Annotated in this window: 27 protein-coding genes; 18 read left to right on the top strand and 9 right to left on the bottom strand. The window is 41.5% G+C overall.

Translation table 11 applies throughout. From position 1 onward, the window contains the following. Window positions 1–1,218 precede the first annotated feature (1,218 nt). A complete protein-coding gene (mreBH, locus tag ABOA58_RS03000) occupies window positions 1,219–2,226 on the bottom strand; it encodes a rod-share determining protein MreBH (RefSeq protein WP_350301146.1) in 1,008 nt (335 codons plus the stop codon). Between the two features lie 125 nt (window positions 2,227–2,351). Between mreBH and ABOA58_RS03005 the strand changes: the two genes are divergently transcribed. The 7 genes from ABOA58_RS03005 to map all read left to right on the top strand — a co-directional run bounded on the left by ABOA58_RS03005 (window position 2,352) and on the right by map (window position 7,406). Further along, a complete protein-coding gene (locus ABOA58_RS03005) occupies window positions 2,352–2,480 on the top strand; it encodes a hypothetical protein (RefSeq protein ID WP_350301147.1) in 129 nt (42 codons plus the stop codon). Between the two features lie 40 nt (window positions 2,481–2,520). Then, entirely contained in the window at window positions 2,521–3,618 is a 1,098-nt protein-coding gene (locus ABOA58_RS03010; protein WP_350301148.1) for an AbrB family transcriptional regulator, read from the top strand. A 432-nt stretch (window positions 3,619–4,050) separates the two neighbouring features. Continuing rightward, entirely contained in the window at window positions 4,051–4,842 is a 792-nt protein-coding gene (gene motA / locus ABOA58_RS03015) for a flagellar motor stator protein MotA (protein WP_101224885.1), read from the top strand. After that, entirely contained in the window at window positions 4,835–5,590 is a 756-nt protein-coding gene (gene motB / locus ABOA58_RS03020; RefSeq protein ID WP_350301149.1) for a flagellar motor protein MotB, read from the top strand. Before motA ends, motB begins: the two co-directional genes overlap by 8 nt. A 45-nt stretch (window positions 5,591–5,635) precedes the next feature. Continuing rightward, window positions 5,636–5,911, top strand: coding sequence for a late competence development ComFB family protein (locus tag ABOA58_RS03025; protein WP_230177842.1), 276 nt, complete (start codon window positions 5,636–5,638; stop codon window positions 5,909–5,911). A gap of 126 nt (window positions 5,912–6,037) precedes the next feature. Continuing rightward, window positions 6,038–6,553, top strand: coding sequence for a type 1 glutamine amidotransferase domain-containing protein (locus ABOA58_RS03030; RefSeq protein ID WP_350301150.1), 516 nt, complete (start codon window positions 6,038–6,040; stop codon window positions 6,551–6,553). Window positions 6,554–6,659: 106 nt separating this feature from the next. Beyond that, complete coding sequence (map, locus tag ABOA58_RS03035) at window positions 6,660–7,406, top strand: type I methionyl aminopeptidase (protein ID WP_350301151.1); 747 nt, start codon at window positions 6,660–6,662, stop codon at window positions 7,404–7,406. Window positions 7,407–7,446: 40 nt separating this feature from the next. Here map and ABOA58_RS03040 read toward each other — a convergent pair whose 3' ends face one another. The 4 genes from ABOA58_RS03040 to ABOA58_RS03055 form a co-directional block, all read right to left on the bottom strand. Further along, window positions 7,447–7,689: a DUF2164 domain-containing protein gene (locus ABOA58_RS03040; protein ID WP_063234700.1), complete on the bottom strand. Its 243-nt coding sequence runs from the start codon at window positions 7,687–7,689 to the stop codon at window positions 7,447–7,449. A gap of 11 nt (window positions 7,690–7,700) precedes the next feature. Beyond that, window positions 7,701–8,216 carry a molybdopterin-guanine dinucleotide biosynthesis protein B gene (gene mobB, locus ABOA58_RS03045; protein WP_350301152.1) on the bottom strand — a complete coding sequence of 172 codons (516 nt, stop codon included), beginning with the start codon at window positions 8,214–8,216 and terminating at the stop codon, window positions 7,701–7,703. Next, window positions 8,204–9,469: a molybdopterin molybdotransferase MoeA gene (locus ABOA58_RS03050; protein WP_350301153.1), complete on the bottom strand. Its 1,266-nt coding sequence runs from the start codon at window positions 9,467–9,469 to the stop codon at window positions 8,204–8,206. Before ABOA58_RS03050 ends, mobB begins: the two co-directional genes overlap by 13 nt. A 97-nt stretch (window positions 9,470–9,566) precedes the next feature. Continuing rightward, a complete protein-coding gene (locus tag ABOA58_RS03055) occupies window positions 9,567–9,791 on the bottom strand; it encodes a DUF1128 domain-containing protein (RefSeq protein ID WP_034305672.1) in 225 nt (74 codons plus the stop codon). A 221-nt stretch (window positions 9,792–10,012) separates the two neighbouring features. Between ABOA58_RS03055 and ABOA58_RS03060 the strand changes: the two genes are divergently transcribed. Together ABOA58_RS03060 and ABOA58_RS03065 are read left to right on the top strand one after the other, a co-directional pair. Further along, window positions 10,013–10,405, top strand: coding sequence for a YtxH domain-containing protein (locus tag ABOA58_RS03060; protein ID WP_350301154.1), 393 nt, complete (start codon window positions 10,013–10,015; stop codon window positions 10,403–10,405). 16 nt (window positions 10,406–10,421) lie between these two features. After that, a complete protein-coding gene (locus tag ABOA58_RS03065; RefSeq protein ID WP_350301155.1) occupies window positions 10,422–11,261 on the top strand; it encodes a YihY/virulence factor BrkB family protein in 840 nt (279 codons plus the stop codon). A gap of 234 nt (window positions 11,262–11,495) precedes the next feature. Here the strand turns inward: ABOA58_RS03065 and ABOA58_RS03070 are convergent, their stop codons facing one another. Then, the gene (locus ABOA58_RS03070) at window positions 11,496–13,415 is read right to left on the bottom strand and encodes a heavy metal translocating P-type ATPase (RefSeq protein WP_350301156.1); all 1,920 of its coding nucleotides are present in this window, start codon (window positions 13,413–13,415) and stop codon (window positions 11,496–11,498) included. 333 nt (window positions 13,416–13,748) lie between these two features. Beyond that, entirely contained in the window at window positions 13,749–14,915 is a 1,167-nt protein-coding gene (locus ABOA58_RS03075) for an MFS transporter (protein ID WP_350301157.1), read from the bottom strand. 189 nt (window positions 14,916–15,104) lie between these two features. On the opposite strand from ABOA58_RS03075, the gene cax reads away from it, so the two are divergent. Both cax and ABOA58_RS03085 read left to right on the top strand, forming a co-directional pair. After that, on the top strand, window positions 15,105–16,163 hold the full coding sequence (cax, locus tag ABOA58_RS03080; RefSeq protein WP_350302774.1) for a calcium/proton exchanger: 1,059 nt from the start codon (window positions 15,105–15,107) through the stop codon (window positions 16,161–16,163). A gap of 469 nt (window positions 16,164–16,632) precedes the next feature. Then, window positions 16,633–17,445 (top strand): YfkD famly protein, encoded by an 813-nt coding sequence (locus ABOA58_RS03085; protein WP_350301158.1) that lies wholly within the window; start codon window positions 16,633–16,635, stop codon window positions 17,443–17,445. Between the two features lie 35 nt (window positions 17,446–17,480). On the opposite strand, the gene yfkAB is transcribed toward ABOA58_RS03085, so the two are convergent. Then, on the bottom strand, window positions 17,481–18,602 hold the full coding sequence (yfkAB, locus tag ABOA58_RS03090) for a radical SAM/CxCxxxxC motif protein YfkAB (RefSeq protein ID WP_434547783.1): 1,122 nt from the start codon (window positions 18,600–18,602) through the stop codon (window positions 17,481–17,483). A 156-nt stretch (window positions 18,603–18,758) separates the two neighbouring features. Here yfkAB and ABOA58_RS03095 point away from each other — a divergent pair, with 156 nt between their 5' ends. Both ABOA58_RS03095 and ABOA58_RS03100 read left to right on the top strand, forming a co-directional pair. After that, entirely contained in the window at window positions 18,759–18,944 is a 186-nt protein-coding gene (locus ABOA58_RS03095) for an SE1561 family protein (protein ID WP_101224874.1), read from the top strand. 288 nt (window positions 18,945–19,232) lie between these two features. After that, complete coding sequence (locus ABOA58_RS03100) at window positions 19,233–20,801, top strand: fumarate hydratase (RefSeq protein WP_133351834.1); 1,569 nt, start codon at window positions 19,233–19,235, stop codon at window positions 20,799–20,801. A 49-nt stretch (window positions 20,802–20,850) separates the two neighbouring features. On the opposite strand, the gene ABOA58_RS03105 is transcribed toward ABOA58_RS03100, so the two are convergent. Continuing rightward, window positions 20,851–20,988, bottom strand: coding sequence for a hypothetical protein (locus ABOA58_RS03105; RefSeq protein ID WP_170971547.1), 138 nt, complete (start codon window positions 20,986–20,988; stop codon window positions 20,851–20,853). A gap of 109 nt (window positions 20,989–21,097) precedes the next feature. Here ABOA58_RS03105 and ABOA58_RS03110 point away from each other — a divergent pair, with 109 nt between their 5' ends. From ABOA58_RS03110 to ABOA58_RS03130, 5 genes are all read left to right on the top strand, one after another. Then, entirely contained in the window at window positions 21,098–21,283 is a 186-nt protein-coding gene (locus tag ABOA58_RS03110) for a hypothetical protein (protein ID WP_101224872.1), read from the top strand. 339 nt (window positions 21,284–21,622) lie between these two features. Continuing rightward, window positions 21,623–22,408, top strand: coding sequence for a delta-lactam-biosynthetic de-N-acetylase (pdaA, locus tag ABOA58_RS03115; protein WP_434547760.1), 786 nt, complete (start codon window positions 21,623–21,625; stop codon window positions 22,406–22,408). 122 nt (window positions 22,409–22,530) lie between these two features. Continuing rightward, the gene (locus tag ABOA58_RS03120; protein WP_350301160.1) at window positions 22,531–23,415 is read left to right on the top strand and encodes a DNA-3-methyladenine glycosylase family protein; all 885 of its coding nucleotides are present in this window, start codon (window positions 22,531–22,533) and stop codon (window positions 23,413–23,415) included. Beyond that, entirely contained in the window at window positions 23,412–24,800 is a 1,389-nt protein-coding gene (gene rlmD, locus ABOA58_RS03125) for a 23S rRNA (uracil(1939)-C(5))-methyltransferase RlmD (RefSeq protein WP_350301161.1), read from the top strand. The genes ABOA58_RS03120 and rlmD overlap by 4 nt, the downstream gene beginning before the upstream one ends. A gap of 402 nt (window positions 24,801–25,202) precedes the next feature. After that, window positions 25,203–26,165, top strand: coding sequence for a tRNA dihydrouridine synthase (locus tag ABOA58_RS03130; protein WP_350301162.1), 963 nt, complete (start codon window positions 25,203–25,205; stop codon window positions 26,163–26,165). Window positions 26,166–26,199 lie beyond the last annotated feature (34 nt).

Raw genomic sequence — 26,199 nt, forward strand, 5'->3', positions numbered from 1 at the left:
ACAATCTTTTACATAATCACTATGTTATTTATCAGCATACGATTTTAGTAGTAAAGAAATTAAGGTGAAATTTAATGATGTTGAGTGTTAGAAATCTGGGCTATGTGTCTAATATCATTATTTATGATAAGCCTAAAAAAGACGCAATCTTAGACAGCGTTATTAATGATCAGTAACCTGGTTTAAATGGACAAATTGTTGCTAAATATGACGTAATTAATAAAAAAATTATACAAAAGATTTGATTTATATGGTCATGGAACTCCAATTGCAAGCATAATTGCCGCAAAGGAAAATGAAGAAACGGTGCAAAAGTAATTGATGACGAAGGGAGGGATAAGATGTTAAGCATTGAAAGAAATCCAAAAAATCGAGTATATTAAGAACAGCTTGATTTATGCTTTGATGTGTGTGATGAGTTTCATCTAGTTGTTAGAAACGATATGGGTTCGATACGAGGGTTAGAAGAAATAATAAATAAGTTAAAAGCATCATTAATAGAATTGAGATGCGAGTCAACATGGGCTAGTACCACTCTTGGTGATGATCAAACAGCAAATGTTTATTATTTTCACGCTGACGAGAATGCAAAGAAAATTATAAGATTGATTACAAAATCGCTTTATGAGTGGGAAATGCCAAATTTACCTGAAGATTTGTCATTTTTTTAAACAAGGAAAGTTTTGGTTTGGCTACTTCTTCGCATGAAAAACAATGCTTTATATATCCTGAAAATGATACCGAAGCTTCTAGGATTAAGGATATTGAAGGCTTAAGAATTCGAGAATTGGAAGATTAACAAATGGGAGTTTTCCTTGATAATAAAATAAGGGTGAATCCTATATACCTTTACAAAGCATGAAAGAGTCTCAACTTAAATGTTGAGGTCTTTTTTCTTTGTATTGGATACGAAAAAAAGGTTGCTGGAGGACGGCGCTATGGGGATAGGCGTATCACCTTAGAATCACGTAACCAAGGTGCTCGCATCAAGTGTAATTTTGTATAGGATGAAACAAGTCCTTCCATTCCATATTTTAGATAGCGACCCATCTTTTCAGAGGGGATAAACCTGATGTCTTTCTTGGTTTTTTTCCTTCTAAGTAATCTAAAACTGCGTTTGATTTTTGGTCTATCGTATATTTAGGAAAAAAAACTGCACCTCCAATTGTTAGATGTTGTCTAACAATTGGGGTGCAGTTCAAAGACAGCCATTTATTTCTAGTATACGGCTTTTTGTAATTTGTGAATGACTTCAAGTGAAAGCCCGGTTCCGATGGCAACTGATTCAAGCGGGTTATCTGCAAGTTGGACTGGGACGACGATTTCATTCGTCAGCCATTCTTGTACCCCGTTGAGAAGTGCACCCCCGCCGGATAAGATGACACCTTGATCGACGATATCCCCGCTCAATTCAGGAGGGCAATCTTCCAAAGTGGCCCTGATTGCTTCCAATATATGAAGAAGCGATTCCTGGATGGCTTCCTGAACGTCAGTGGATGATATTGTAATAGGCTTTGGAAGACCCGTTACAAGATCGCGGCCCCTGACTTCCATGGTGATCACAGAATGTTTAACGAGTGCGTAGCCGATTTCTTTTTTTATTTCCTCGGCTGTTCTTTCCCCAATCAGCACATTATGTTTTTTTCTGACATATTGGCTGATATCTTCATCCAATTGATCTCCGCCAATTCTGATTGAATTGCAAGAAACGACGCCGCCATAAGAGATGATTGCGACCTCAGTCGTTCCGCCGCCGATATCAACGATGACATTGGCAACTGGCTCTTCGACAGGCAAGCCCGCACCTATTGCTGCTGCTACTGGTTCCTCGATAAGGTGGACCTGTTTCGCTCCGCAGCTTTTGACTGCATCCTGAATGGCCCTTCTCTCAACTGATGTGGAACCTGATGGTGTACAGACCACTACACTAGGTTTGCGAATTGATAATCCTAGGGCCTTACTTGCTTTTTTCATGATTTCCCGAAGCATTTGCGCGGTCACATCAAAATCCGCAATGACACCATCCTTAAGCGGACGGATTGCCACAATATTTCCAGGTGTTTTCCCGATCATGTTTTTTGCATCCACACCGACTGCCAATACTTTATTAGTCTCTATATCAATGGCCACCACAGATGGCTCATTAAATACGATTCCTTTATTTTTACTGTAAACTAGCGTATTTGCAGTTCCTAAGTCAATGCCTATTTCTGTATTTGATAACATCTAGTCACCCCTCCATAAGAGTTTGACCCCTATATACTCATTCTACCTTTTATAGCGAATTTGTGGGGGTGGGAAATCTAGTAAATAGTGGAAGTGCCGTGCTGTTACTTTCATAGAGCGAAAACATGATGAAATATATAAATGCACTGGTGAGGGAGGCGCGCCAAGAACGGCCAATGTCCAATTGGCATCCTGACATTGGAATGGTGAAAACAAGCGTGGGTGCAGCTTTGAATCCGACTATTTTATGTTAAGATAAAGATGAAAATCCGCTTAAATAAAGAAGGTAATTTTGTGAGTGTAAATTTAATCGAGAGTAAGAGTTTTAGAGTAATCTTTACAGCTTTTCTAGCTTTCCTGGGCGGTTATGCGTTTGATAGCCTTGGAATATACCTGCCATGGATGCTTGGACCATTATTCGTCGTGATGATTGCTAAAGTGAAGTTAAGGAAGTACTTGTATTGGTCTAAAACCTTTAGAAGTACTGGATTGGTCATTCTAGGTTTACAACTGGGCAGTTCATTCACGAAACAATCGCTAAATGAGATGATTGAATATCTGCCTGTTATGCTTTTTACGACAATTGCAATCATTTCATTTACAGTGTTGACTGGCTGGTTTGTCGGAAAGCGTATGAACTTATCCTTGGGCACATCGATGCTTGGCAGTTTTCCGGGAGGCCTTTCCCAGATGGTGGTCTTAAGTGAGGAAATGAAGGATAGTGATGAAACGGTTGTAGGTTTCATGCAAACTCTGCGGGTCATCCTGGTGATATCCATTGTTCCTTGGATTGTGACCCATGTAATGTCAGTTCAATCAGGTGCGGTAATGGCAGTATCGGAGCGGCCGTTTTTCTTATTTGAATATGATGGGAAATTAGCCATCATGATGTTGGTAACATTGCTGATATTCATCTTCATCACAAAGAAAGCCAATTTTCCGCTCCCTTTTTTGCTAGGACCTCTTATGGCAGCAACACTATTCAATTTAGCAGGCCCAGGTGCCCCGCAGATTCCTGACTTTTGGTTGAACTTGTCGCAATTGTTGATCGGAGCACATTTAGGCTACACACTGAAGGTTGATAACCCCCGACTTTTCAGAAAGATGTTCGGGGCGGTATTCGTCAGTAATGTCCTATTGATTGGATTTTGCTATTATCTTTCCATTCAGTTTGCCCCAATCCTATCTTTACAGGCGAACGAATTATTTTTGAGCATGGCGCCAGGCGGCGTCGCCGAAATGGCAGTCACAGCCATGTCTGTTCATGTGGATTTATCCGTTGTCACAAGCTTTCATTTATTCAGGATCTTATTCATTTTATTTTTTCTATCACCCATCATAAAATGGCTGGCCGGAAGAAACCATGGGAAACAAAAACAGGGACAAAGCTGACAGGCTTTGTCCTTTTGGCGTTAAGCGGAATTCACGAGTAAAAGTGTGAAACTCACGAGTAAACCGCTGAAACTCACGAGTAAAATGCTGAAATTCACGAGTAAACCGCCAAAATTCACGAGTAAAAGTCCGAAACTCACGAGTAAACCGTCAAAATTCACGAGTAAAAGAGCAAAACTCACGAGTAAATGCCCATATTCCAGACGCATTGAGATAATTTCGTACAGAATAGGCTGGTGATTCCATTCTCGAAAAAATATTGTACCCAAACCATTGAAATGTACTGTTGGTTAAGCTCATCTGGCAATAAAGTTGGTGGATTTTGTGATGATTTAGTGAAAATTGAAATCGAATAGTAAAATAATCCTCACTTTTTTTAAACTTCATCCGATATAAGGAGGAGACGAGACTTTAAATGAATGGGTGAGTATTATGGATATAACATCAGTTTTGGGCGTAGTTCTGGGTATCGTGGCCATCTTGGTCGGAATGGTGTTGAAAGGCGTTAGTGTAACGGCGCTGATTAACCCGGCGGCTATTTTGATCATCATTGTAGGGACGATAGCTGCTGTCGTAACGGCTTTCCCTTTGTCGGAATTAAAAAGACTACCAAAAATATTCAAGATTTTATTCTTTGAACAAAAATTGACAAAGCCTGAAGATTTAATAAAAACCTTTTCTGAATGGGCGGTCATTGCCAGGAAAGAAGGCTTATTGGCATTGGAAAGCATTTCGGATCAAGTGGATAATACTTTTTTGAAAAATGGCTTGAATCTTGCAGTCGAAGGTCAGAGTGCCGATTATATTCGTGATATTTTAGCAGAGGAAATAGATGCGATGGAAGAACGTCATCTAAGCGCGGCAGCGATTTTCAGTCAAGCCGGTACATACGCACCGACGCTGGGTGTATTGGGTGCGGTAATCGGGCTTATTGCTGCATTGGGTAATATGGCCGACACTGAGGCTTTGGGACATGCCATATCTGCAGCGTTCGTCGCAACCTTGATGGGGATTTACACGGGGTATGTGTTATGGCATCCATTTGCCAATAAGCTAAAACGGAAGTCGCAGCAGGAAGTTCGAATCAAAGAAATGATGATAGAAGGGATTTTATCGATCATCGAAGGGGAAGCGCCGCGAACGATTGAACAGAAATTAACATCATATTTGCCTGCTGGAGATCGTAAAAAGTGGTTAGAAGGCGATGTGAGAGAAGATGGCTAGGCGCAAAAAGAAACAAAGGCATGAAGAGCATATCGATGAATCATGGCTGGTTCCCTATGCCGATATCTTAACATTGCTTCTCGCGCTTTTTATCGTCTTGTTCGCATCAAGTTCGGTTGATGCAGTAAGGTTCCAGCAGTTGTCCAATGTATTTAACCAGGTTTTTACAAGCGGAACGGGTTTTATGGATTTTCCAAGTGATTCCCCCAGCAATGAGCCAACGTCACCAGAACAAAGAACAGGTGCGGAAGATCTTGAGAAGCTAGGGAAAAACGAGCAAGAAGAACTTACGGAAGTTCAGGAGCGTGTAAATGCCTACATTCAAAAGAATGATTTAACGGATAAATTGGGAACGAACCTTACGGATGAAGGCATGTTGATTTCAATTAGGGAAAACGTGCTGTTCGAATCGGGTGTGGCTGAGGTGAGAAGTGAAAACCGAAAAATCGCTAAGGAAATCTCGGATTTGCTGGTCATGGATTTACCCAGAAACATTATCGTAAGCGGACATACCGATAATATTCCTATAAAGAATCACCAGTATGAATCCAACTGGGATCTGAGCGTGATGCGATCCGTGAATTTTATGAAACTTCTCCTCGAAAATAAAGAGTTGGATCCCGAAATGTTCAGCGCTAAAGGACATGGGGAATTCAAGCCGGTTGCTTCCAATGAAACGAAAAAAGGAAGGGCGAAAAACCGGAGAGTTGAAATCCTAATTGTTCCACGGACAGCGATAAATGAGTGAAAACCTGTCAGGAATGGACGGGTTTTTCTTTTTTAAGGAGATTATATGGAAAGAGAATATACAAATGTAATGGAAGAAATCGTTGTGACTTGGGTGCAGGTTTTAATGTCAGGTATGGAATACCAAACATTTTGTTCATGCGGTAAATGTAAAAATGACATCATCACATTATCATTGAATAACCTGCCTAATTACTATGTAACCACGGAAGAAGGGCGGAAAAGGATATTTGGAAATTTGAATACAGAAGAAAACAGGAAATGGATCAATAAAAGAATCATCAATGCGATACACGTTGTTGGCCAGTATCCTAAACATTGATTTGCTTTGGGAATAGGCTAAATATAGCACTAACATTAATTATGTGTTTTATTTATGGTAACAGAGGGAACATGAATAAAGTGCAAAGTTGGTTCATTCAATCAAAAATTGAGGAGATGAATTATTATGGGTAAAAATATCGCTTGTGTAGTAACGAATATGTTTGAGGACTCGGAGTATAGTGAACCGGCAAGGGCATTTGAAGAAGCCGGCCATACGGTAACGACGATTGAAATGATAAAAGGGAAAACTGTTAAAGGAAAACAAGGGGAGGTAGAAGTCGAGATTGACGAAAGCATCGACTCAGTGAAACCGGAAAATTTTGATGCATTATTCATCCCCGGTGGGTTCTCGCCTGATCAGCTGCGTGCTGACGAACGCTTCGTATCTTTCGCCAAATCGTTCATGGATGATAAAAAGCCTGTATTTGCGATCTGTCATGGACCGCAGTTGCTGATTACAGCCAAAACACTTGAAGGGCGCCACGCAACAGGATATACATCCATTAAAGTCGATATGGAATATGCAGGTGCCACATATTTGGACAAGGAGGTTGTGGTTTGCGGCAACCAGCTAGTAACCAGCAGGACACCTGAAGATCTTCCGGCATTTAACCGGGAATCGCTCAATCTATTGAAATAATGAAAAATCCCGGCAGCTGCCGGGATTTTTCATTTTAAAGGATTCATATACTTTCATCTTTGCAGTAAAATAAAAGGAGAGACGAATAAAAAAGGAAGTGTCACGATTGATCGTATTAAAATCTGCACGTGAAATTCAAGCGATGCATGAATCGGGTAAAATTTTGGCAGCTTGTCATAGGGAGATTGCTAAGTTGATTGTTCCTGGGGTGACAACATGGGAAATAGAAGAATTTGTTGAAGGATTCTTAAAAACACATGGTGCGAAGCCGGAACAAAAGGGTTACAAAGGGTATGAGTATGCGACATGTGCCAGCATAAATGAAGAAATCTGTCATGGTTTCCCTCGTAAGACCCCTTTGAAAAATGGAGATATCGTAACGATTGATATGGTCGTCAATTATAACGGGGCCCTTGCCGATTCTGCCTGGACGTATACGGTCGGTAAGGTTTCAAAGGAAACCGAGCATTTGGTTCATGTGACGAAGGAATCTTTATATAAGGCGATTGAAGTATGTGTGGAAGGCAATCGGATTGGAGATATTGGTCATGCCATACAAACATATGTCGAGGCGGAAGGCTTTTCTGTCGTTCGTGATTTCATCGGCCACGGGATAGGAAGTGTCATTCATGAAGAGCCGCAGGTTCCGCATTATGGACTGCCGAATAAAGGTCCGCGTCTTAAGGAGGGCATGGTATTCACCATCGAACCAATGGTAAACGTAGGTACATATAAAGCAAGCCGGGATCCGAATGGATGGACGGCATCCACTGCAGATGGGAAATACTCGGCTCAATATGAGCATACGATTGCCATTACGAAAAACGGTCCGCTTATTCTGACCGAACAATGAACATGAAAAAACAGCATCGATTATGATGCTGTTTTTCATGTTAATCAATTGGCCGTTCCAATGAATACAAATCTTCTTCGATATTTCCTAATCTGTCCTCAATGACTTTCTTAGCATCTTTGATACCTTCATTATATATAAATGGAGCAATATTTTCGAAAATGAACTGCAAGTGATTTTCAGCAGCGATTTCACCGATTTCCTTGCCATGTTCCTGATATACATATTCTTGGATACTTTCGATCATCTTGCGGCGTTTTTCTATGGGAAATTGAATGAACATTGTGCCCTCCTTCATATTTGTTCTAAAAACCATGTAATGAATGAATCCGAATCCAAAGGGAAGACAGGTACTGAAGCATGATTCCTGGTTCGTTCCAGACATTCGGGCCAAGCCACCGCTGCTTTGACATTAGTAAGCCGTTCCAATAACACGAGGTCACTTTCTTCCTTGATTAAAATGACCTTAGGAAAGTCCTCTTGCTTATAACCCTCAATTAAAATCACATCAGGGAGGAATAGACACAGTAATTGAATCAGCTCAGTGATAGGGGCTTCCCCCTTGAAATTCCCGAGCAGCTCGATTGTTCCATCACCTTCAACAAGTGAAGCTGCCGCCCCAGCCTGAAAGTGTTTATTGGAATCCTTCATACCGTTAACATCCGGTTTTCCGCCATGTCCATGATGTTTTAAAACGGCTGTCTCTAATTTGGCTTTGCGAAGCTTTTTGATAATATTCGTTATAAAGGTTGTTTTTCCTCTATTTTGATAGCCAACCACCTGAAAAATAAAGGGCTTCACCAAGGCCATTTGCATCCTTCTTGGTCATCGAGGAGCAGGATGTCCACGAGATCTCCCGTTTGGAAACCACGGGTCCCCCCAGGTAAGACGGTCAGTGAATTGGCACCTGCCAAGCTTGTTGTAATATTGGATTTATCCACACCGCTGGGAATTACCTTCAACTGGCCGGATTCATAAAATAATCGGGTCCGAAGCAGACGTGAGAATGGATTGGGCTTTAAGAAGTCCTCTGCCAATTGGGCCGTCTCTTTCCGTAAATGCGGATGTTCCGAAAACAGCATGGTGCGGATGATTGGTCTTGCAAATAGTTCAAAGCCGACATAACTGGCGGAGGGATTGCCTGATAAGCCGAATAAAAATTTGTTATTATATACCGCTACGGTCGTCACGCTGCCGGGGCGCATGGCCACTTTGTTGAATAAGACTTCAGCACCCATTTTTTGATAAATATCCGGGAGAAGGTCAAAATCACCGACAGAAACCCCTCCAGTTGTAATGAGCAAATCCACTTCCTTCAAGGCAGTTAAAATGGCCTCGTAGCTTAATTCGAATTCGTCCTTAAGCTTTCCATAAAAGCGGACTTCTCCTCCGGCCCTCTGAATTTGGGCGGAGATGGCATGTGAATTGCTGTTGCGGATTTTCCCAGGCTGCAACGGTTCGTTAACATCAAGAAGTTCCGAACCTGTAGCGAATAATCCGACGACAGGTTTCTTGGCAACTGGGACTTCGGCATATCCGAATGTTGCCAGCAAGCCGATGATCCCAGGATTGATCGCTGTTCCTTTTTTTACAAGAACATCGCCTTTCTTTGCATCCTCTCCTTGAAAAGATACGTTTTCGCCTTCCTTAAGTGAGCGTTTAAATGATATGTACTTCTTTCCGTCCTTTTCGAATTCCTTTGTGAGCTCGAGCATGATTACGGCATCACACTCAGCTGGCATCTGAGCTCCAGTCATGATTCTCGCCACTTGATTTTTTTGTACAGGGATAGTCGATACCATCCCCGCAGCCAGTTCTTCAACCACTTCGAACTCAAGAGGGTTATTTATGGAACCTTCTGCCGTATCCTTGGACCTGAGGGCAAATCCATCATATGGAGAGCGGTTAAAATGCGGAACATCATTTGTAGCTACAATATCTTGAGCCAAAAAACGGTCTTGGCTTTCCTTGAGGGGAATCAGTTCCACATGTCCTATTAATTTATGCTTCATCACTTTTTCAACTGCTTCTGCAATACTGATGGGTGTTCTTCTTTCTACCATGCTTACAACTCCTGTCGGTTTTCAATTTCTATATCAAATGTAGCAGAATTATTTTAAAAATGAAAAAAATCCTCACCGGTATGGGAGGATTTGAATGTTACTTATTACGCAGTCTTCCAAGTTCTTCGGCGATGGCTTCCATTTCACGGACACTGAAATTCGTTTTTTTCATCACCATTGTATAAATATCATGCAGTTCTTCGTACATTTCGATATCAAAATGGGTTGATTTGATTGCACCGAAGTTCATCACTTTTAATTTATCCTTGATTGCTTCGATCATAAACTCGACACTTTCGGCTGTATTTTGCGTTAAATCCATTTCCCTCATCCTTTCATACGTTTCTAAATTATTTTCATCTTTGCATGATTACCGCTGGAAGTCAATGAATATTACGAAGCTTGATCCCCAATATACTTGGTCATCTCCACGTTTTAAACTGAGGTAGTTTGGGAAAAGATAGGAAAAAACTTTTTTAAACATTGTATAATGGAGATAGCTACCATTATCCATCAACTAATATATGACGAGGAGGAGAATATATGAGCAACATTCGAGAAGAATATAAGTGTGACAAGAAAAGTAAATTTATGCAAGCGGTCTTTATTGGGGCGTTAGCAGGGGCTGCGATAAGCCTTTTTGACAAGGATACGCGTAATTCTGTATTGGAAAACAGTAAAAGCTGCATGAGTAATATGAAGGAATTCGTGAAGAATCCCAATGGGGTGCTTACACAAGTACGTGAAACATCATCAAAGGTCCGTTCCACTGTTGAAAAAATTTCCGATGATGTATCCTTCATTTCCCAAAAGGTGGAGGAAATGAAAGATATTCCATCGCAAGTTGCCCAAGTGGTGATGGAGACGAAGGAAGTTTTTGCTGCAGAGCAAGATGAGTCATCTTCAAGTCACCATGAACGGATTTCCTTAAATTAGAAAATGGGGTGGAGGTATGGCCAATAAAAAAGAATGGCTGAAAGGCTCATTCTTCAAGACTTTCATAAAACGGTTACAGATGGATGATGTATCGGGGCTTGCCGCACAGCTGTCTTATTTCTTCTTACTTTCCCTGTTTCCGTTACTTATTTTTTTATTCACTTTATTGGCCTATCTGCCATTTTCCCAAGAAGATATATTAAATACCGTCCGTACATATGCGCCTGACGATTCGATGAAAATCATTGAGGCCAACCTATCTGAAGTAATGGAAGCGAATGGGACTTTATTGTCGTTTGGTGTCATCGGAACGATATGGTCGGCATCGAATGGGATGAATGCAATCATTAAAGCATTTAACCATGCATACGATGTAAAAGAAAGTCGAACATTCTTTATTTCCCGGGGAATGTCGATTCTTCTCACTTTAGCGATGATTTTTGTTTTTATTGTCGTTTTATTGCTGCCGGTATTCGGAAAACAGATCGGAGTATTCCTATTTGCCGAAATTGGACAATCCGATGAGTTTCTTACGGTTTGGAACCAGCTTCGCTGGGTGATAAGTACGCTTGTATTTTTAATTGTGTTCACTATCCTTTATTGGATTGCGCCCAACATAAAGCTGAAATGCATAACAGTACTGCCCGGTGCTATCTTTGCAACGGCAGGATGGAGTCTTGTTTCCTTTTTGTTTTCTTTTTATGTGGAGAACTTCGCTAATTATTCTGCAACATATGGAAGCCTTGGAGGGATCATCGTATTAATGGTCTGGTTTTATTTATCGGGGCTCATCATCATACTGGGCGGGGAAATAAATGCGCTCGTAAGTGAAAGGCAAAAACCAGAATGTGCATGAGCTTCCTGGAGTTCCCGTAATAGCGGACAATCATGCTGCAGATACTATTCAAGAAATAACAACTTTTGAAGAGGAGGAGTTCTTTCATGAGTAAAAAGGATGGCAGCACAAAGCAAAAAGGAAAAAATAAAGGTTCGAACCATAAAACATCTGGTTCTGCAAATGGTAAGAACGGATATCACTAAATGAAATGATCATAAAAAAAGGGAGCCTTGGAGGGCTCCTTTTTCATGTTTAGTTTCTCAAAAGTCTTAAGCTGTTCAGTATAACGAGAATTGTGCTTCCTTCATGTCCAATGACGCCGTATGGAAGGTCAAGGAATTGAAGGAAATTGGATGCGATCAGGATCATGATCACCGAAATTGAAAAGATGACGTTTTGTTTGATGATTCGATTCATCTTCTTGGATAATTTGACTGCTTCCGCGATGCGCGGCAGGTCATTCTTCATCAGAACAACATCCGCTGTCTCCAAAGCAACATCCGTGCCTTCACCCATTGCAATTCCCACAGATGCCGTTGCCAGAGCAGGTGCATCATTGATGCCATCCCCAACCATTGCTACAGTGCCAAAATGTTCTTTCAGCCTTTTTACTTCAGTCACTTTGGTTTCTGGCAGGCATTCGGCAATATATGCATCAATATGGCTTTCCGACGCAATCGCTTTAGCCGTTTTTTCACCATCGCCTGTCAGCATGACGGTATGGATGCCCTCATTTTTCAAAGCTTCGATGGCTGTAATGGTTTCTTCACGCACGACATCTTTCAAAGTGAGAATACCGGCAATCCCTTGATCATCCTTTGCATAAACGATTGTCTTACCTTGTTCAGCCAATGTCAGTGCAATGCCATTTTGGAATCGTTCTGCTTCACTGCGACCGACGAAATCAGCCTTTCCGACTTTCCAAAGCACGCCATTGATGTATGCTTGAACCCCATTGCCTGAGATATCTTCCATGTTATCCGGTTTAATGATGTCTCTTTGCAATTTTGTTTTGGCATAACGTACGATCGATGTTGCCAAAGGGTGGTTCGAATAATTTTCAACAGATGCAATATGAAATAAGAAATCATCTTCGTTTAAATCTTCGCGGATAATGACATCCGTTACCTCCGGTTTTCCTTTTGTCAATGTACCGGTTTTATCTAAAGCAATTGCCTGAAGGTTACCTAGATTCTCAAGATGGATGCCGCCTTTAAATAAAATGCCATGACGAGCACCATTTGAAATGGCAGAAAGCGTAGCTGGCATAATAGAGGCCACAAGGGCACAAGGTGAAGCGACAACGAGCAGGATCATCGCTCTGTAGAATGTTTCGGTCCAGCTCCACCCCAATATGAAATGGGGTACGAACATCATCAAGCCGACAACGGTCAATACCACTTTTACATAAGTCCCTTCAAACCGTTCAATGAACAGCTGGGAAGGGGACTTTTCACTTTGTGCGGATTGAACGAGAGTGATTATTTTTTGAAATAATGTTTCACTTGCTGGTTTGGTGATTTCCACGGTAATCGTACCACGGAGATTAACCGTTCCGGCAAATACTTCATCATCCAATGATTTGCTGACCGGTATGGATTCACCAGTGATGGCGGCTTCATCGATATTGGTACGGCCGTCCGTGATTTTTCCATCTGAAGGAACTCTCTCACCTGGTTTCACTAAAATCTGATCCCCGACATGCAGCTGTGAAACGGATACGGTTTCTTCATATCCGTTAGTGATACGCAGTGCTTCCTCAGGCTGTAAGTCCATAAGTGCCGAAATTTCTTTATGGCTTTTATTCATCGTGTATGTCTCAAGGGCACCGCTTAAAGCGAAGATGAAAATCAATATGGCACCTTCCGTCCAGTAACCGATAACCGCAGAACCGATGGCCGCAAAAATCATCAGCATCTCAACATTCAATTCCCGGTCGGCAATCGTATCTTCTATTCCTTCTTTTGCCTTGGCATATCCGCCAATCAAGAAAGAAGCTAAGTATATGACGATTGAAGTGGACTCCATTCCGTTCTTTGAAAGGGCCCAGCCCAACACTATTAATAAACCGCTGAATAATGCAGCAATAAGTTCTAGATGAGGTTTTGCTTTTTCCAACCAAGTGGTTTGGCATGAAGCCGGTTGGGTTAAATGTTTAGTATCTGTAGTCATAAGATTCCCTCCCACATTCTTTTCTATTTTGTGTAAATGATATAGATTATCATTTGTATGATATATAATTGAGAAAGATAATCAACGTCATTTCTCTGGATAAAATATGAAAGCTGCCACCGTAATTGCGATGACAGCAATGTTTTCAAAGGTTTTTAAATGTAATGTCCCTTTTGTTATTATTATAATACCACATATCCTATTCAGAAATAAAGAAGAATGATTCTAATCTAGTAAAAAATATAAAGTACTTCCTATCCAAATATTTAGCCGCTATTGAGAAATACCTTTCAAATTGAATAATAAAAGAAGTAGTCCAGATAATAAACTATACTACATAACTGAAGCAGGCATTTTCTCCTTAAACAAGGCCAATGAAATGAAGACAAGGAAAAGCATGATGCTGATCATATAGAAAAAATTCCCACCTTGTATATGTTCAATGACGAGGCCGCCAAAAAACGGACCGCCGATGCTGCCGAGGCTAAAGAAAATACTGCATAATAAATTTCCAGCAGGTAATAGGTTTCGAGGCAAAAGGTCTGCCATATAACTTATTCCCAGCGAGAAAGTCGAACCAACCATCATTCCGCCAAACATAAAGCAAATGAATAGACCAAGCACTGAATAAGAATAAATCCCTGCAAGAGTGAATATGGCAAACCCTGAAAAAAGTATCGTCAGCAAGGTCTTTCGCCGGCCAAAACGGTCACTTATCATCCCCAAGGGAATCTGGGTAAGCAGAGTCCCTGCGGAAAATGCCGGAATGATGATGGATACTGCGGTTAAATCGATTCCGGAGCGCAGGGCGAATACAGGAAAATTGCTATTCAATGATGCTTCAAGCACGCCAAAAGTGAACGGAAGTAAAAAAGCGACCCAAGCTATGCGGCTAACTTTCGTAAACCTTTTGAGTGTGCCAAGGAATGATGTGCTTTCAGAATCATCCTGTTCAGGAAGCTCATTTCTAATAAGGAAAACAGTGGACCAAGCTAGAAGACTAAGTATGGATGTGATGATGAAAGGCAAAGACTGATTAATCTCGAGAAGCTTCGTCATCATCGGGCCAACCATGAAGCCAAGACTGAAGAAAAGTCCATAAATGGCAAGATTCCTTCCGCGCTTCGTTTTTGGTGAAATGGCAGTGATCCATGTCTGGGTAGCAAAGTGAAGTGTATGATCGCCGATTCCGATGAAGAAACGGAGGACGAACCAGAACCAGAATGATTTCCAAACAGGAAATAAGGCAAGCGATAGAATGACCGTTATCCCGCCAAATAATATCAATGGCTTATAGCCGTATTTACGGAGCGGGGCTTCCATAAAAGGAGAAATCAACAGAATTCCAATATAAAGCGAGGCTGCATGAAACCCGTTTAGGGATGAGCTAATTCCGTCATTTTCAAAAATGATGGCTATGATCGGCAGAAGCATCCCTTGAGAAAACCCAGATATGCCGACAATTACAATTAAAACGCTAAAAAGCAATTTATTATTCATAAAATCATGTCTCCTAAGATATGTATACCTTCTTGATGTTACATCTTAGGAAGAGGATTAAGCAATAGAAATTTGGGTAAATATTGACAAGAAGAGAGAAGATGATAAAATTTTCCTTTGTCATCGCCGGAAGATTATGTATGATAGTTTTTGTTACATAAAAAGAACTATAGGATTGTGAGGAGAAGTATCGTGAATAAAATATTTTTGGGGCTTGTCCTGTTAGGCGTCCCTATATCAGTCATTGGGTCATTATTGCATTGGCCGAGTGTGATCATGTTCATCGTATATTGCTTAACCATCGTCGCGCTAGCAGGATTCATGGGCCGTGCGACTGAAAGCTTAGCGATCGTTATGGGACCAAGGATAGGCGGTCTCTTGAATGCAACCTTTGGAAATGCAGTGGAATTGATCATATCCATCTTTTCATTAAAGGCGGGGCTTGTTGGGGTCGTGTTGGCTTCTTTGACTGGTTCCGTATTAGGAAACTTATTGTTGGTGGCAGGACTTTCATTCTTTGTCGGAGGGACTAAATACAAAAGGCAGAAATTTAATGTATTCGATGCGAGGCATAATGCCGGTCTATTGATTTTTGCAGTTATTGTAGCCTTCGTCATACCGGAAGTATTCACACAAGACATGAGTGAATCACGTACGATGTCGTTAAGTGTAGGAATTTCCATTATATTGATCTTATTATATCTTGCTGCATTATTCTTTAAATTGGTTACTCACCGCGGGGTATATCAGCATACGGAGAAACCTGAGGAACATGAAGAGGAAGTACCGGAGTGGAGCAAGAAAAAGGCAATTATAATACTTGCTGTCGCTACATTGGCCGTTGCGTATGTATCGGAGAAACTTGTTCATACGTTCAGCGAAGTGGGGGAAACCTTCGGATGGTCGGAGTTATTCATCGGTGTCATTATCGTTGCAATCGTGGGTAATGCGGCAGAGCATGCGTCCGCCGTCATAATGGCCTATAAAAACAAAATGGATGTCGCAGTGGAGATTGCCGTAGGTTCCACGCTTCAAGTAGCGATGTTCGTAGCTCCTGTACTAGTGCTTATTTCATTAATGTATCCAACGCATATGCCGCTTGTTTTCACAATGCCAGAACTGATATCAATGGTTACAGCAGTCTTTCTGATGATCATGATTTCGAATGACGGGGAAACGAACTGGTTTGAAGGCCTTACCTTATTGGCCGCTTACTTCATTATGGGAATTGGATTTTACTTATTATAAGGATGCAGGCCTTCCGATGCGGGAGGTCTTTCTTTTTATATAATTGAAAAATAAAAATGACTCTGCTCAAGTTAGATTTAGCAGAGTCATTTCTATATTAGTAAATTACCATTCATAAGTTAATCCAAAATTTTTCATCATGCTTTTGTAAAAGTTGAGAAAATATTCTAGAGTGTCACACCATCCTTTTACATCAGATTTAAGTATAGGCGAATTCGTTTTCTGTCATCCTTTAAAAGGGTGTCATGGATTGTTCGATAAGCATACCTCCTGAAGGTTTAATAGGTATGAACGATTTCGCCTCCTTTTTATAATGTAAAATAAGTATAACCGATTTGAATTAAAAAGTAAATATTCTGAACTTTACAAATTCATTACAAAATCGAAATAAGAATGAAATGTATAGAATGTTGGCTAAAAACAAAATCTATAACAAAATGATTGAACCCCTCAAAAGGAGTGCGACAGCATGAGAAGAACTATTCTTATTACGATGATTGCCCTAATTGCCTTCATTCAGGCGAATGTAAGTTTTGCAGCTGATATTCCAGAAGGCAAAGCAAATCCGAATATGGTGAATATCCCACCTTCCGTTTTGAATATTGCAAAGGAGAATACGTATCCGAACCCAACCCAGGATCTTCCGATGCTGCAGCCGAGTAAGCTGGCCGAACAATTGATCGATTCAACGGATATCAAGATTGAAAATCCAGAACTCATCCATATGTTGAATGAATCGGCAATTGCAAAAGCTCCGCTTGCTTTTGGTTACAGGGCAACGATTTACCTTGGCCATTGGGCATTGAATTATGAGTCTTCGGAAACGGCGCCAAACTGGGAATACCAAAAAATCAATACGAATTACTACGATAATCGCGGCGGTGAGGTTCCATACAAGATCCGTTATGTCCAGGAAAGTCAGAAGGCAGTGAGTGGCGGTCTCACAGCAAAAATCCCTAAGGCAGAGGATGTTCAAAAGATGATGCTGTTAAAAGCCACTGAGAAAACGAATTTGCCATTGGCTTTTGAAACGATCATCGGAGCTGGTACGAAAAAAGATGAAGTATACAATATTGCTTCTAATAGGATAGGTTACTTATCCAGTTATGCTTCCGCCGTCAATGAAAAAGGGAAGGTCACATATGGGGAAGTGTATTTGAACTTAAAAGGAAGTAAAAGAACCATTACGATAAAGAACATCACTTCACAAGGCATCGGTGCATGGATACCGGTTCAGGACCATGTTTCCTTCAGCTTTACAGTCTCGCAGCAACCCAGGTAAATTAAAAAACTCGCCGGATTGGCGAGTTTTTTTCTTCATATGGTTGACTTCCTGATCCTGAAGTCCTCCTTCGGGTAGTATGCATTTTTGACGAGAACATTCGGGCCTAGACATTTGACTGCCGGGCAGTGGCAATTCAATTCATTGGCCAGTTTCGAATTCATCCATGTTTCATAGGATTCGGTCAAGGGCTGGTCTTTGATATTCCCTAATGTAGGTGCGTCCCCGAAATCGGTCACGATCACTTCCCCTGTGAAAATATTGATGTTCAACCGGGAACGTCCATCAGGGTCATTACGAACAGTCACTTTATGTGAACCATAAAGGCGTTGAAGCAGCTTTATATCCTCTTTATTGTTATTGCAAGGATAAAATGGCAGGGTACCGAAAAGCATCCAAACATTTTCATCACGGATATCAAGCAAATGATGAATCGCTTCACGCATTTTGTCCAGTGATAAAGTTTCAAGTGCCGAAGCGAAATCGCTTGGATACATGGGATGAATTTCATGCCTTTGACATCCCATTTCATCGACGATCTGCCTGTGAATATGCTCAAGATGAGGCAATGTCCGTTTATTGAGCATCGTTTCTGCAGATACCAGCACACCAGCTTTTGTCAGGGCACGGGAATTTTCAATCATTTTATCAAATAATTTCTTTCGCTGTTCCCGAGATGGTTTTCGGTCCATCATGGCAAAGCCGATATCAATGAATTCATCGATTGTTCCCCAGTTATGGGAAATGTGCAGAACATCCAAATAAGGAATGATTTCCTCATACCGTTCCAGGTCAAGGGTCAAATTGGAATTGATTTGTGTCCGGACCCCGCGGCTACGGGCATATTTCAATAGAGGCAAAACATAATTCTTCACTTGTTTTCTTGAAAGCATCGGCTCCCCGCCAGTGATGCTGAGCGAGCGAAGCAAAGGGATCTCATCGAGGCGCTGAATCAGTAATTCCAGTGGCAGTGCATCCGGGTCCTTGGGCTGGAGTGTGTAACCGACGGCACAATGCTCACAACGCATATTGCAAAGGGTGGTTGTGGTGAACTCCACATTGGTAAGGCTGAGTTTTCCATATTGTTCAACGTCCATATATGCTTCCCAAGGGTCATACTTGGGTGTAATTGGTGTTAAAAGATCTTGCTTGATTATTGACATATTTAAAACTCCTTACGTAATAATGCACTAACCCATTATGAACAATGGGGACAAAAATTGTCAAATGGCGGAGAGCTGCATTTATAGCTTGCCATTGCACTTTCAAGCAGATTTCGTTACGATGAAAGAAGAACGGAAGGAGAGTGCCTCATGGGAAAATCCATTACAGGTAAAAACGAACAATTAACATACTTAAAAGAACGCCTCACGATGTTCATGGAAGTTCTTGATCATATCGAACCGGAAAATACGGAGTTGGAAGATATAGACCGTTTAATCGGCATGTTAGATGATTTGGAAGGCAAAGTGGAACAATTCAAAACCCGCGAAGACTAATATCTGTTTCGATAGTATGATTTTTTCAATGTTAATATTCATGAAGGGATGACGGGAAAACTGCGTCATCCTTTTTTGATGGAAATGATTGGTGATGCAATTTAACTCATGGGCTATTTCTGGCGCTTTGCTCATTTCTCTCCAAATTGCTTTTCATTATGAAAAATAATTACTTGTTTTCGAAAGATTATGTTAGATGTATAATAAAACGGGTGTTGTATCATTCGCTATTTATAGAGAAGCAGGGAAATGATTAAATTTAGGGGAAATAAGAGGGGGAAGAGAAATTTGGATATTCAAAAATTCCAAGAAAGTATGTACAGTCTAATCGTTGAAACTTCAACGAATCTTCCAAAGGATGTTCGTCGTGCGGTCAAAAGTGCAAAACAACGTGAAAATGCAGGTACTCGTTCTGCATTAAGCCTGACCACCATCACGAATAATATTACAATGGCTGACGACAATGTATCACCGATTTGTCAGGATACTGGTCTGCCGACTTTCAAAATAAAAACTCCAGTTGGCGTGAACCAACTTGAAATAAAAAAAGCAATCCGGAATGCGATCATCTTAGCGACAAAGGGCGGAAAACTTCGTCCAAACGCAGTTGACTCTTTATCGGGTGAAAATAGCGGGGATAACCTTGGGGAAGGTCTTCCTGTCATTAAATTCGATCAATGGGAAAAAGACTATATTGATGTTCGGCTCATCTTAAAAGGCGGCGGCTGTGAAAATAAAAACATCCAATACAGTCTGCCTATGGAGCTTGAAGGATTGGGAAAAGCGGGCCGTGATTTGGACGGAATCCGTAAATGTGTCCTTCACTCTGTCTACCAAGCACAAGGACAAGGCTGCAGTGCCGGCTTCATCGGCGTTGGTATCGGAGGGGACCGTTCATCCGGATATGATCTGGCTAAGGCTCAACTTTTCCGCAGTAATGAAGATGTGAATCCGAATGAAGACCTTCGTAAACTTGAAGATTACATCATGAAGACAGCTAATGAATTAGGAATCGGCACGATGGGCTTTGGCGGCGAAACTACACTGCTTGGATGTAAAATCGGTGTCATGCACCGTATTCCGGCAAGCTTTTTCGTATCCGTTGCTTACAACTGCTGGGCGTTCCGCCGTTTAGGAGTTAAAGTCAATCCTGAAACAGGCGAAATCAATGAGTGGTTATATCAAGAAGGGGAGAAAATCGACTTTGCTTTGGAAGCGGAAAAAGCAGCGAAGGATGAAGTGGCAGCCGCTGCAGAATCGGACGTTGAAGCTTCCCGTGAAATCACCCTGCAAGCACCAATCACGGAAGAACAAATCCGTGAATTAAAAGTTGGTGACGTCGTTCATATTAACGGCAGAATGTATACAGGCCGTGACGCCATCCACAAGCACTTATCTGAAAATCCTGCACCAATCGACCTGGATGGACAAATCATCTACCACTGTGGACCGGTTATGCTGAAGGATGAAGAAGGCAAATGGCATGTGAAGGCTGCCGGACCGACAACAAGTATTCGTGAAGAGCCATACCAAGGCGATATCATGAAACGATTCGGCATCCGTGCAGTTATCGGTAAAGGCGGAATGGGACCAAAAACACTAGAAGCACTAAGTGAACACGGCGGCGTTTATCTAAATGCAATCGGCGGGGCTGCTCAATATTATGCAGACTGCATCAAATCCGTCGAAGGTGTGAACTTCACTGAATTTGGTATTCCAGAAGCAATGTGGCATCTGAATGTTGAAGGATTTACTGCCGTGGTTACCATGGATTCACATGGAAACAGCCTGCATAAAGACGTTCAACAATCTTCATTGGAAAAATTGGCACAATTCAAAGAACCAGTATTTAAATAAATGTATGGCAAAAGACGCTCACCAAACGGTTGGGCGTCTTTTGCATAGCTTACTCTTCTATTTCGGGCAGTGGATCGATCCTCGATGCATCCTCTAAATTCAATCCACTTTTCACAAAATGAACAAACACTCCACCACTTAAACCAAGACAACCAACAAAGCCTAAAGTGATAACCCATTCCAGCATTTAATTCCCCCCCTGCTAATGTATATGAAAAAAAGGCGAAAATTACCTCAGAAAAGTACAATCTTTTGGAAAGGTCGCACATACATTAGAAGAGAAAGGGGGGATTTTCATGCAGAATAACTACTTCTTATTCTTTATGGCCATGCTAACCGGTTTTGCTTTCATCAAACTTCCTGTGGCAAACACGATTTTCTCCGGACTTGAAACATTCCTTGACGTAATCGGAATTGTAATCGTTCTCATTTTCGCTATCGCCATTATTTGGAAGGCGGCACAAGCGTTATTTAAAGGATAAACAAAACATGGAGGGCCAATCCTTTTCGGAGGAGAGGCCCTTTTTTGCTTCTGATTATAGACACGAACTAACTAATTCGGCCTCCGGGGCGTTAATTTGATCCAGAGCGAAATTTTATTCGACCCACGGCGCGAAAATTCGACCTGCGTTGGCAGTAATTCGACCCACGGCGAGATCAATTCGACCTACGGCGAGAAAAATTCGACCTGCGTCGGTAGTAATTCGACCCACAAGGCGAAAAATTCGACCTGCGGCGAGATCAATTCGACCTTCACAATATAATGCATATAAATCTCCATGTTCCAAACAATAAGAAAAAAGAACATGGGGGATATTCCAATGAAAAAAATGGTGATTTTATCCGCTTTTATTTGCTTGATATGCTCTTTGGCAAGCCCGGCTTTTGCAGAATCCTATAACTGGGGTTTCAATAAAGGGAAAAATGGGACACCTGCCGATGCCGGTAAAAAATTCAATGAAATGCTACCTGAATATGAAGCGATTTATAAGGGGGATACAAAGCAAAAAGTCGTTTATTTAACATTTGATAACGGTTATGAAAATGGCTATACGGCTCAAATTTTGGATGTTCTGAAGAAACATGGTGCTCCTGGAGCTTTTTTTGTCACGGGTCATTATTTAAAAACGGCACCTGAGCTTGTTGTCCGAATGGCTAATGAGGGACATATCGTAGGAAACCATTCATGGAACCATCCGGATATGACCAGCGTGACGGATGATGTGATTCGTACGGAGCTTGAGAGGGTAAAAGAAGCAACGGAAAAATTAACGGGACATAAGGGAATGAACTACTTAAGGCCGCCTCGTGGGGTATTTAATGAGAGAACAATGAAGGTCGCAAAAAAAGAAGGGTATTACCATATCTTCTGGTCACTGGCATATAGAGACTGGATTGTTGATCAACAAAAGGGTGCCGCGTTCGCACACGATGAAGTTCTTAAGCAGATTCATCCCGGTGCGATTTTATTATTGCATACCGTATCGAAGGATAATGCGGAAGCATTGGACTCGATTCTGACGGATCTTGAAAAACAAGGGTACGCTTTCGGTAGCCTTGATGATTTAATGATTGAGAAGCAGTTGCCGAACCGAATGCTTTATTAAAATGAGAGGCGGGTCCTGTAGAGATAATTCAGGTCCCGCTTTTATCCATTCTCCTCAATTTCAAGTAATATTTCAGGAAACATGCTATAATACGTGGAAAACTGCTAAAGGATGGATCGCTTGTGTGGACAGAAAAATTACAGGTTCAAGGACCCTATAATTTCGATCTAGTTCTCGAACGATTATCGTTAGACCCACTTCAGGTAGTTGATTTTACTAACAGGACGGTAAAAGTTCCGCTATATATAGAAAAAGAACCAATCGTTTTGCAGGTTCAGGCAATAGGAAATATCGATGAACCATCTTTTATCATCAAAGGTCATTCAGAGGTATACAAGTCAAAAGCAATCGAACGGTTAAAAAAGGTTTTTCATTGGCATCAGCCATTAGAAGGCGTTTCCCGGCATTTCCGGGAATCCGATTTGCGGGAAATCTTCGAAGAGCACCGCGGTACTGCCATAGTCTTGGACTTCGATTACTACAGTTGCCTCGTCAAATGCATCATACATCAGCAATTGAACTTATCCTTTGCCCATACGCTTACGGAACGATTCGTTAAAACCTTCGGCTACCAGATGGAAGGTGCCTGGTTTTATCCGACGCCGGAAACAACCGCCCAACTTAAAATCGAGCAATTGAGAGCCATTCAATTCAGCGGCCGGAAAGCGGAATACGTCATCGGACTTTCCGAGCAAATCATTCAGGGCCATCTCAACCTTGATATAATGGAAAAGCTATCCGATCAAGAGGTTATGGATACACTAATAAAAATACGCGGTATCGGTAGATGGACGGCTGAAAACTTCCTGCTTTTTGGACTTGGCCGGTCGAATCTATTTCCTAAAGCCGATATTGGCATTCAAAATGCCTTGAAAATATTATATGGCTTACCGCAAAAGCCAACCCTAGAAGAAATGGAGTCCTATAGTGAGAAATGGGCTCCATATCTAAGCTACGCTTCCCTCTATTTGTGGAGAAGCATTGAAAAACGGAGTGAAAAGAAATGACAAACATTCAAGATACAAAACTGGAAGTGAACCAAACCCTTCCCCTTACGATTAAACGGCTTGGCATTAATGGAGAGGGAGTCGGTTATTTCAAAAAGAAAGTCGTCTTCGTCCCAGGAGCATTGCCTGGTGAAGAAATTGTAGCTTTGGTCACAAAGGTGCAGCCAAACTTCACCGAGGCGAAAATAAAAACCATCCGTAAAGAATCACCGCATCGCATTGCAGCGCCATGTCCGGTTTACGCTGAATGCGGCGGATGTCAGTTACAGCATTTGAGCTATGACCAGCAGCTTATCGAAAAGCGCGATATCGTCATTCAAGCGATGGAACGCCATTCAAACTTCCCAGTTTCTTCATTAAATGTAAAAGAAACGATCGGTATGGAAGATCCTTGGAATTACCGCAATAAAAGTCAGTACCAAGTCGGCCAAAAAGATGGTAAATTGATTGCTGGCCTTTACGGCTTGAATTCCCATAATCTGATCGATATCCCGAATTGCCTTGTACAGCATAAGGCAACAAATAAGGTAACACGTACAGTGAAAAAGATACTAAAGAACCTGAACATCTCGATATATAACGAAAGAAAAAGAAAAGGTGTTATTCGTACGGTCATTACACGGGTAGGCTTTGAAACAGGTGAAGTGCAGGTTGTCCTTGTTACAGGTGCGGAGGAAATTCCACAAAAAGATCAGTTGCTAAAACAAATCCGGGACCAATTGCCCGAAGTGAAATCGGTCGTTCAAAACATCAACAACCGGAACACATCACTGATCTTTGGCGAAAAAACGATTCATCTGGCAGGCGAAAAAGTCATCAACGAAACATTGGGTGACCTATCATACGAACTATCAGCCCGTACATTCTTCCAGCTTAACCCCGTTCAAACTGTTCGCTTATATGATGAAGTGAAAAAAGCGGCAGCCTTAACCGGCACGGAAAAAGTGGTTGACGCTTATTGCGGTGTAGGAACCATTGGGCTATGGCTGTCTGAAAATGCCATGGAAGTCAGAGGAATGGACGTCATTAAAGAATCCATTGAGGACGCCAAGAAAAATGCCAAAAAACATAAACGCGACAATGTATACTATGAAACAGGCAAGGCCGAGAACATCCTTCCACGCTGGGCAAAAGAAGGCTGGAAACCGGACGTACTTGTCGTCGACCCGCCAAGAACCGGCTGTGACCAATCATTACTTCAGACAATCTTGAAAGTAAAGCCTAAAACCATAGTGTACGTATCATGCAACCCTTCCACATTGGCGAAGGACCTACAAGAACTGAGCACTTCTTATCGCGTTGAGGCCATACAGCCTGTGGACATGTTCCCGCAGACGAGCCATGTAGAGTGTGTCTCGCAACTCATTTTAAAAGAAGGAAACTAACGAATCGCTATTTGCCTTTGTATAGAGTTTTTACACGATAAATCTATTGTTGGAATCACGTATTATTTAAGGGAATAAAATACTGATTTTCTGAGAACATGTTTTATTAAAACATGTTCTCCTATTTTTTATCCTTCTTCATACTGTAATTCTAGTGGGTTTGAGCTATAAATACGTTTTGGGTATTCAAGTCCGCCGTCAATTCCATTCAGGACCGATTTTCGTTAAAATAAACATTGTATAGTTTTTCACAAATTATAAATGTCCAAATTGTACTTGTGTTTGATAATAAGTTATTAAGCATGATATAAGTGTAAGTGTAAAAGAAATGGAACAATTGGCTTTATATTTTTTGACCAAGTGTTTGAAATTGTATCCATAGTGAGAGGATTTGAGTTTGAAATGATAGATAATTTTTGGCGTGATTTACCACGACCATTTTTTGTACTTGCACCAATGGAAGATGTGACAGATGTTGTTTTTCGTCACGTAGTAAGTGAAGCCGGTCGACCGGATGTGTTTTTCACAGAGTTTACAAACTCGGATAGCTATTGTCATCCAGAGGGCATGAAAAGTGTGCGTGGCCGTTTGACTTTTACAGAAGATGAACAGCCAATGGTGGCACATATTTGGGGGGATAATCCCGAATATTTCCGTCAAATGAGTATTGGCATGGCAGAGCTAGGATTTAAAGGCATCGATATTAATATGGGCTGCCCTGTACCGAATGTGGCATCGAGAGGGAAAGGTAGTGGCCTTATTCTGCGTCCAGACGTTGCGGCAGAACTTATTCAAGCAGCAAAAGCGGGCGGACTGCCTGTCAGCGTGAAAACACGACTTGGCGATAATGATGTAAATGAGTGGGAGGAGTGGCTGACGCATATTTTAAAACAGGATATTGCGAACCTTTCCATTCATTTGCGTACAAGAAAGGAAATGAGCCAAGTAGATGCGCATTGGGAGCTAATTCCGGAAATCAAAAAATTACGTGACCGTATCGCACCAAATACGCTACTAACAATCAATGGAGACATTCCTGATCGTCAAACTGGGCTGCAGCTTGCTGAACAATATGGTATTGATGGCGTTATGATCGGGCGAGGTATTTTTAAAAATCCTTTTGCTTTTGAAAAAGAGCCAAAAGAGCATAGCAGTAAAGAATACCTCGATCTTTTAAGACTGCAGCTTGATCTTCAAGATCAATACGCGGAAGAAGTGCCACGTTCAATCACAGGGCTACATCGCTTTTTCAAAATTTATGTCAAAGGATTCCGTGGAGCTGGTGAATTAAGAAATCAATTGATGAACACGAAATCAACAGATGAAGTGCGTGCATTGCTTGATAACTTTGGAAAAGAATGTTGATGGGAGCAATAAGCAGAGTGATCCGGGAATCTGT

This window comes from Peribacillus frigoritolerans (genome assembly GCF_040250305.1).
Classification (GTDB): domain Bacteria; phylum Bacillota; class Bacilli; order Bacillales; family DSM-1321; genus Peribacillus.